The organism is Mesorhizobium sp. M1143 (genome assembly GCF_040318435.1).
Taxonomy (GTDB): Bacteria; Pseudomonadota; Alphaproteobacteria; order Rhizobiales; family Rhizobiaceae; genus Mesorhizobium.
Genome location: NZ_JAMYMJ010000101.1, coordinates 1 through 6,622 on the forward strand (window position 1 = coordinate 1; position 6,622 = coordinate 6,622).

General features: G+C 61.0%; 7 protein-coding genes. All 7 read right to left on the reverse strand.

What is annotated here, in order from left to right; genetic code table 11:
* Window positions 1-383 precede the first annotated feature (383 nt).
* Window positions 384-623, reverse strand: a complete 240-nt coding sequence (locus tag NKH35_RS30400) for a hypothetical protein (RefSeq protein ID WP_023696398.1) — start codon at window positions 621-623, stop codon at window positions 384-386.
* A gap of 103 nt (window positions 624-726) precedes the next feature.
* The gene (locus NKH35_RS30405; protein WP_023704353.1) at window positions 727-1,479 is read right to left on the reverse strand and encodes a GGDEF domain-containing protein; all 753 of its coding nucleotides are present in this window, start codon (window positions 1,477-1,479) and stop codon (window positions 727-729) included.
* Window positions 1,480-1,644: 165 nt separating this feature from the next.
* A complete protein-coding gene (locus tag NKH35_RS30410) occupies window positions 1,645-2,358 on the reverse strand; it encodes a thermonuclease family protein (RefSeq protein WP_352917394.1) in 714 nt (237 codons plus the stop codon).
* Between the two features lie 13 nt (window positions 2,359-2,371).
* Complete coding sequence (locus NKH35_RS30415) at window positions 2,372-3,571, reverse strand: ABC transporter substrate-binding protein (RefSeq protein WP_352917396.1); 1,200 nt, start codon at window positions 3,569-3,571, stop codon at window positions 2,372-2,374.
* Window positions 3,572-3,669: 98 nt separating this feature from the next.
* The gene (locus NKH35_RS30420; protein WP_352561492.1) at window positions 3,670-4,380 is read right to left on the reverse strand and encodes a lytic transglycosylase domain-containing protein; all 711 of its coding nucleotides are present in this window, start codon (window positions 4,378-4,380) and stop codon (window positions 3,670-3,672) included.
* Between the two features lie 81 nt (window positions 4,381-4,461).
* Window positions 4,462-4,830: a hypothetical protein gene (locus NKH35_RS30425; RefSeq protein WP_352561490.1), complete on the reverse strand. Its 369-nt coding sequence runs from the start codon at window positions 4,828-4,830 to the stop codon at window positions 4,462-4,464.
* 72 nt (window positions 4,831-4,902) lie between these two features.
* A partial coding sequence (locus NKH35_RS30430) for a type I secretion C-terminal target domain-containing protein (RefSeq protein ID WP_352561488.1) occupies window positions 4,903-6,622 on the reverse strand: 1,720 nt, incomplete at its 5' end.

Consider the following 6,622-nt stretch of genomic DNA (forward strand, 5'->3'; position numbering starts at 1 on the left):
CTTTGATACTTCCCCGAGCGATGCCCAAGACTTTGGAGCAGCCGGCGCCGGCGTCAAGATGAGGGGGAGCTAATAAAACCCCTCCGCGCCGCGATTGTGACGCGGGGCGATCCGATCGCCGCCAGCGACTTAGCAGACCAATTGACGACAGCGGCCGAGAAGCCTGGCATCCCTGCCGACCAAATCAACGGCGAAATCGAAAGCGTCTTCGAACTGTGAGAGAGGGCCGGGGCTGTGGCCGGCTGGCTTGCGGTTAATATCGACCACAAGCTGAATGGACGAGGCGACGAGGTCATCAGCCTTGCTGGTTCCGACGTCGACGTGCTTGTGATCCCCACGGATGAAGAGAGAGCCGTGGGGATCCAGCTGCTATCTGTGCGCTCTCAAGCTTTGTCGCTCGTGCCCTGAGCGCCGAACCTGATGCTACTCGCGCGGCGGGTGTCTCGACCTGTCAGGAGTTCGGCGGCAGCAGCATGGTCCGATAGCCGGCCATCAAGGCGATCAAGGTTGCTGCAACCAGCGGCAACCAGAACTTGGTCGGTCCGGCAAATACTGCCAGCGATGCGCGGCGATGCCGTCAGCACCGTCAGGAACCAGACCTCCCACGGGTTGAAACCGCCCATGGGTCAATCGTCCGGTTTGGCAACAAGGGCCAAGATGATCGCTGCCGCAGCCGTGCGGCAAGACATTTGCGGCGGTGTTCACTCCGGCAACGACTTGTTTCAGCTAGTTGTGGAGGTGCGACAATTGAAATCCGGGCTGGCGTTCGACGCCGGATAACAGCGATTCCGCCGATCGGAACATGTCCTCGAATTCCAACTCGTTTTCAAACACCACGCCGCCGACGCTGATGGTCAGCGTGTCCGCGGTTCCTTTTGGCGCGAAATAGGCTTGGGCCACGCGCGCCCGGATACGCTCGCCGATCTCCCTGGCGTCGTCTTCTGTCGCACCGGGCAGAAAGACCCCGAACATGGAGGTTCCGATCCGGCCCACCAGATCTTCCTTGCGTACCGATGACTGGATGGTCGAGGCTATGAGCCGCAAGGCTTCGTCACCCCAGCCAAGGCCGAAGCGCAGATTGATGGACCTGATGTGTTCGGGATGAATGACCAGGAAGGCGCCAGATCTTGGACCAGACGATTCCGGCCTGGTTGCTCTCCTTTCAACCATCGACGTGAAGACTGTCCGGTTGAGGCAGCCTGTCAGGCTGTCAAAGGTCGCCGACTTGTTGAGTTCTCTTCGATAACGGACGAGCTCGGTCCGCTGCAGTCCAATGAACAGGAAAAGTGGGCCACCGACGATGACCGGCAACAGGATCGCTGTGACCATGCTGCGGCCGAAGGGCGTCAAGGCTTCCGAGAACAGAAGCAGATAATTTAGGCCAACCGAGAGGAGCAGAATTCCCGCCGATCCCAAGGCAGTCAGCCATGCGATATCTTTCCATTGCCGGGGCGAGCTATTCGCCATTGGTGTCATCATTAGCCAATCTCCCGCCTGATCGGCTGTCATAAGGCCAAGGTGCTGCACTTTCAGTTTCGAGGAAACATACAATTTTAGTAATGGCGCAATCACCTACCATCGGCCCGAAATCAGCCCTTCAAAAGCAAGGCTACGGCGGCAAAAGCAACGACACCGAATTATCGGCTATTGCGGCGGGCCGAATATCCCCATCTGCGCGTCTCTGGCCACTGCCTCCGCCTTGCCATAGATGCCACTCGCCAAGGCCGTCGCCCAGCCATTGGAAACAAGCCACGCGCCGACATCCTGCTTGCCCAAGCTGCACGGTGCCGCAATGGCAAAACGATCGATTTCCGGCGGCACGACGCATTTCAGCGCCCGGCCGCGCAGCCAGGAATTGAACGTCGCGCGCGCACGCTGGCCGCAAGGCCAGGCGATGCCACGAAAGGAACAGGTCTCATCCAGGTCAATGCCTTGGATCCCGCTGATGGCTACCTTGCGCCCCATCGATTCGAAGGTTGCCGACGAGGTGGCAACCGGTTGGTACAGCAGGACCTCTTTCCAATCCTTTGGCATTCGCATCCCTGCAGGCGCGGCCAGACCAAGGTCGCTGAGCGGCGGGCGCGGCTCGACCCGTTCGATTTGCGCCGAATCAAGCTGTGGCGGCGCGATAAAGTCCTGAGCAATCTTGCGTGCCCGTCCTCGCCATGGCGTATTGGCGACGGTCGCAACTGGTCGCATTGGCTGGCTATCGTCGATGGATTGACGCGGCGCTGGTATCGGCCGATCGATGGGAAGCAGATCGGCGGCCCGGATGATCAACAAGACCCCGGACAGGAGCAGCAGGCTTCCGAGCGCTATCAAGCGATTGTGCCTCAGCCAGCCCATCAACTCAAGCAAGGTTCCTTGCCCCTCAATACCCCGATGTCGATTTGGCGACCAGCTTGAGTGCACCCTTTTGAACCTGATAGAAGGGCATGGATCGCTCACTGGAGCCATCCGCCCGAAACCGGAACAGGCCGGTCGATCCGCGAAATCCGCTCCGATTCTCGAGCACCTGCTTGCTGAAGCCGTCAGGCCCGGCCGAACTTGCAATTCCTGCTGTCAGGGCGACCATATCATAGGCGTAGGCGACATTGGCGTCGGCTGGATAATTGTAGGTCGTCTTGAAGCGGTCGGCGATCGGGCCGGTTTCGGTTGGGTCGAGCGTGGCGATGTAGGAGCCTTCAAACAGCGGCTCCATCGGATGTTCCAGCCAGCGGTTGGTTCCAACGACGGCAATTGCTTTTCCAGGAATGCCTTTCGTTTTGAGCGCCGCAAGGATCTGCGCCGGATTGTCGTCGCCGCTGGCGATGATGATGGCGTCGGGAGCCTCGACCAGCGAGCCCACATCATCGACCACTTTGGTGCCGCCGTCGCCGGCCGGATACGGAATGGTGACGGCGAGCGTCGCGCCATAGATGCTGAGACTGTTGGCGACCCGCTTTTCAACCACGCTGGCATTCGCGCCCGCCGCAACGAGCAACACGAACTTCTTGCTGCCTTTGGCCGCCAGGCCGGCTGCGCCCGCGGCCGCGCTGTCGGCCTCGTTGAGGCGCACCGCATAGACGCCTGGGCCGCCAGCGAAATTGTCGGCCAACGCCAGCACCGGCGGCCGCTTCGATCCCGACAGCTTGGCTATGTGCTGCGCGGCCGCGAGTTCGACCGGGCCGATGACGATCTTGGTTCCAGTGGTGATCGCCTTCACAGCCAATTCGCTGGCGTGCGCGCTGTCGCCCTTGGTGTCCTCGACCGTAACCGTGAGCAGTGCGCTGCCAAGGTCGGCCATTGCCAGCTTGGTCGCATCGAGCATCTTCCGGCCGTTTTCGCCGGCGACTCCCGGGGCCGACAAAGGCAGCAGCATCGTGACCTTCGTCGACCCGGTGCCGAGCGATCGCGTGGCTTGGGCCGGGCTGGCAGCGGTGCCGGCGGCCGGCGCTCCGGGTGCGGCGATCGCCGCCTGGTCGAGCGCGTCCGAGACGCTGCCTTTCGACTGGCAGCCCGACGCTATGCCCGCTAACGCAAAGACGATCGCCCACGTCCACGAACCGTGTCGCTGCCGGCCAGAATCCATGATGCCTCCCTCATATCCCGCCGGGTATTTGTCCCGGTCTCATCCGTTCATCTTACGGCAGACTTGCCTCGCCGTCTTTGCAATTGCTGGATTATGGCTCAGCCGTCGAAAAGTCTTGCCCGGAGCGCCTTGATCATTCTGGCTTGCCCGGCGCTTCGATAGTCCGTGCATTTCATGTATCGCGGGCCCGGCACGAACAGCCGGCGCACACAAATCCGCCTCGCCGGGGCAGGGGCACCATCGTCTCCTGCTGTCGGGAATGCGGAGAATCCGAACGTCGCCACCGGCAATGGCCCGGCCACTGCAAAACCTTCTCTCGCCAGGATTGCACGCGCACGCCGGCAGTAGCGGACCGAAAGTTCGGAGAACCGGGTTTCACCGTGCCCGGCACGATACTTCATGACGGTGGTGCAGAGATCGCCTGCGGCAAGGCTGTTTGCCTGCGCCAGATATCTGACGCCGAGCGCTATGTTGGTCGCCGGCGCGCCAAGCTCGTCGAGCGAGCCGCGAAAGCCGAGCATTCGCGCCGTTCCCGGCATCACCTGCATCAACCCGACCTCACCATCGGCGCCGCGCACATCGGGATCGAAACCGCTTTCGATCTCCATTACCGCGTGCGCCAGCACCGGTTCCAAGCCGTAGAGCGATGCCTGGCATGTCGCAAACGCCTTGAATGTCGCGCGCGTCCATTCGGAGGCGGCGTCGCAGCGAACCGGCCGCCTCAAGCCGAACGGTGCTGGTCTCTCCAGGCTAGGTCGTTCCAGCCAGTTGGCGCAGGCTTGAGTGGCAAGCTGGCCAAAACCGGTCAATGCGATCGCTCCGGCGATCGCCCTCGTCAATCGTCCGCCGACCATGGGGTCAGCCAACCGGCACGGCCGGATCCCTTCCGGTCAGTTCATGTACTCGACCATGCGGTTGTGGAAGCATTCACACTTGTTGAGGGTATCTTCGTCTTTGTAGTTCGTCTTGAGATAGCCATAGGCCATGCCGCAGGCGACTTTGGCTTCCGATGCCCAGACGAAAGCGGGGCGCGAAGAGTTGATCCATTCCGAGCTGTTGGCGACGGCCACCGACTCGTCCATCAGCTTCACCACCTCGGACTTGAGATCGACGATGTTGTCGTTCAGCACCAGGTTCGACGTGCCGACCGTTCGGCAATAGTCGGCCACCGGCCCTTCGATGATATCGGCGGCGAAGCCCGTCGACCCAGCCAACAGCAGCGCCGCTGCCGAAGCCAGCAATCTTGCACAACGCTTCATTTAAGTCCCTCTCCAAACTGCGGTTTTATGTTTCGCTAATATATAGCATGCGAGCACGGCCACGCATAAGTGCTAAATCGTGGCCGTGTGCTGTACGTGGGCCGTGTCGTCGTAAATCAGATTGATGGTGCCGGCGACAGGTGCGTTCTGCAAGACGGCGACGTCGACGAAATTGGCGCCGCCGGTTGTACCATTGGTATCGACGCTGAGCGTGTGTGAGGCCGAATCGTATTTCACGAAGTCGGCGATGTTGGCCCCTGGTCCTGTTTCAAACAGGGATGACAGGTCGATCTTGTCGCCTTGTGCACCACTGTAGTCGGCGATCAGGTCCTTGATGTCCAACCCGTCGAGCTTGAATGTGTCGGCGCCCGTGCCGCCGGTCATGGTGTCCTGGCCGGCGCCGCCGATCAGAAGGTCGTTGCCGGCGTTGCCGTTGATCGTATCGTTGCCGGCGCCGCCATAGAGCACGTTGTTGGCGCTGTCGCCGTTCAGCGTGTCGTTGAAGTCCGACCCGATGATATGAGGCGCCGCCAGCGTCGAAGTATACAAGTGAGAGTCACCGGCCAGATCTGATGAGTGATTCTGGATGTTTTCTCCCGTCGGGCTCAGCGTGATGCCGATCGTGCCACCGGCGATGTCGCCATCGCCGTCAACGACGCTGACCGGAATATCGAAGCTCACCGGCGTATGTGTCGCGACTGCTGCGCCGAAATCTCCGACCTTGAAAGTATCGCCTGAAACATAGCTGTATTCGAGGCTGTTGTAGCCGTCGTTGGTGAAGACCGCGATCTCAGTGCCGATCGCACCGGCGCCGGAGGTGCCAAAGACGCCGCCGACATTGACGCTGCCATCCGCGTTCAGCTGTACCGTATAGGTATGGCCGTTGATGGTGTAGCTCTCGAGGACAGCGGTAGCTGTTATGGTCTGGAAAACGCCATCGTAGCCGATGACGACCGAATTGATGTGGTCCTTGATGCCGTCACCGACGACGTTATTGCCGTCCGTATCGTCGGATGCCGTGATCTTGATCGTTGACCCGCTAGTGGCCGTGAATGTCGCGGTCGAACCGTTGACCGTATAGTGGCCATCGAACACGTGATCGCGGTTGGTGGCGTCGCTATAGCTGCCCGACCCTGCCGGATCGCCGCGCAGGTCGGTTACGAAATCCACCCTCATGCTTTCGGTCGAACCGACCGAAGCACCCGAGCCGACACCGCCCGAAATCGCGCTGGAATTGACCGTGCTGGCGGGTGACCCACTGACCTCGGGAGTTATGAGCAGGTCGGAGCTATCGTTGTTGATCGGTGAGCCTACGGTTTCTGTGCTCGGAATGAATCCGGCCCAGGCACCGTTTCCGCCGACGAAGTTGTATCCCCCCGAGCTGAAGTCGACTTGGGTTACGCTGTCCACGGTTCCGTTCATGTCAACGGAGTAGGAAGCGGTCGCCGGGTCGAGCGTTACGACGAACACAGAAATGGCCCCGGCCAAGCCGGTAAGCGTGTGGCCGTCCGGGGAGACGTCATACACGATCGAAATGCCGTTGGAGGTCAGTCCGCTTGCCGTGCCGTCGAGCGACGACGGGAAGATAACGGTTCCGCCGTCGGCGCCGTAGTTGTTGGTAAGTATCCCGTCGATATCGAGGTCGAACGAGACGGCCGCTCCTGCCCCGTTTGCCACAACTGCGGAGGCCGGGATTATCGCCGACGGCACGTCGTCGATGACGTCGATGGTGATGGTGTTGGTGATCGTGTTGCCGTTGGCGTCGGTGGCCTGGTAGGTGAAGGTCTCGACG

What these genes read in the sequence shown, in the direction of transcription:
- NKH35_RS30415 (WP_352917396.1), bottom strand. Translation starts at nt 3,571, where the DNA reads ATGGATTCTGGCCGGCAGCGACACGGTTCGTGGACGTGGGCGATCGTC.
- NKH35_RS30425 (WP_352561490.1), bottom strand. Translation starts at nt 4,830, where the DNA reads ATGAAGCGTTGTGCAAGATTGCTGGCTTCGGCAGCGGCGCTGCTGTTG.
- NKH35_RS30405 (WP_023704353.1), bottom strand. Translation starts at nt 1,479, where the DNA reads ATGATGACACCAATGGCGAATAGCTCGCCCCGGCAATGGAAAGATATC.
- NKH35_RS30400 (WP_023696398.1), bottom strand. Translation starts at nt 623, where the DNA reads ATGGGCGGTTTCAACCCGTGGGAGGTCTGGTTCCTGACGGTGCTGACG.